This window comes from Longimicrobium terrae (assembly GCF_014202995.1).
Taxonomy (GTDB): Bacteria; Gemmatimonadota; Gemmatimonadetes; order Longimicrobiales; family Longimicrobiaceae; genus Longimicrobium; species Longimicrobium terrae.
In genome coordinates this window covers 1-1,316 of record NZ_JACHIA010000053.1, presented here as the reverse complement: position 1 = coordinate 1,316, position 1,316 = coordinate 1, and the positions used below count along the sequence as shown (strand labels likewise).

Annotated in this window: 1 protein-coding gene; it reads left to right on the top strand. The window is 62.2% G+C overall.

Annotation, left to right across the window (positions count from 1 at the left end; all coding sequences use genetic code 11):
- Positions 1-168: 168 nt before the first annotated feature.
- On the top strand, positions 169-1,316 hold a 1,148-nt coding region (locus HNQ61_RS28185; protein ID WP_183685873.1), incomplete at its 3' end, for an IS4 family transposase.

The following is a 1,316-nucleotide window of genomic DNA, read 5'->3' as shown; positions in this document are numbered from 1 at the left end:
CCAAAAAAGACTGGGGGAGGGTCACTAGTGTCCGGCTAAACTTCAGCTGAAGGTGCCGCAAGCTGATTCCACACAGTGGGTTGCAGCGACAATCTGGACGCGCCGATTTGAAAGTGGTGCCGGACCTTCGTCTATCCTGTCGAGAACCGTCCACGACAGGAGCACCCGATGAATCAGGGCAGCACCCTCTTCGCACAGTTGCTTGCGCACGGCTCCCGCGGTGCTCTGGACCGCTGCATCCAGCGCTACCGGGGCAACCACCGGGTCCGGACATTCACCTGCCGCGACCAGTTTCTGGTCATGGCCTTCGCCCAACTCACGTATCGTGAGAGCCTGCGCGACATCGAAGCCTGTCTCGGCGTCATTCCCGATCGGCTGTACCACATGGGAATCCGCGGATCCGTCACCCGCAGCACGCTGGCGGACGCGAACGAGCGGCGCGACTGGCGCATCTACGCCGACTACGCGCAGGTCCTCATGGCCGAGGCCCGGCGGCTCTACGCCGGTGAAGCCCTGGCCCTGGACCTCGACCAGACCGTCTACTGCCTCGACTCCAGCACCATCGAGCTCTGCCTCGGGCTCTTCCCTTGGGCGCGCTTCCAGAAGGACGCGGCTGGAGTCAAGCTCCACACCCTTCTCGATCTGCGGGGCAGCATCCCGGCGTACGTGCGCATCACCGGCGGAAGCTTCTCCGACAAGCACGTCCTCGACGAACTCGCGCCCGAGCCCGGCTCCATCTACGTCTTTGATCGCGGCTACCTGGACTTCAAGAGCCTTCTGCGGCTCGAGCACGCCAAGGCCATCTTCGTCACCCGGGCCAGGCACAACCTGAGAACCCGGCGTCTCTACTCCCACGCGGTGGACCGCACGACTGGCCTCGTATACGACCAGACGATCCGCCTCACCGTCCAGGCCACCGCGGCCAAGTACCCGATCAATCTCAGACGCGTGAAGTTCCGCGATCCGGAGACCGGCAAGGTGTATGTCTTTCTGACCAACGACTTCGAACTCCCTGCCCTCACGATCGCCAGGCTGTACAAGGCACGCTGGAAGATCGAACTCTTCTTCAAGTGGATCAAACAGCACCTGCGCATCAAGGCCTTCTACGGCCGCAGCCCCAACGCCGTCCAGACCCAGATCTGGATCGCCATCTCGGTCTACCTGCTCGTCGCTATCGCGCGAAAGCGCCTCGATTCCAAGCTCGAACTTTACACTTTGCTCCAGATCCTCAGCGTCACTCTCTTCGAGAAAACCTCACTCGAACAGGCCTTTTCAGCCCCCGATTACACTATCCCCGTCCGCCCCGCTCCTAACCA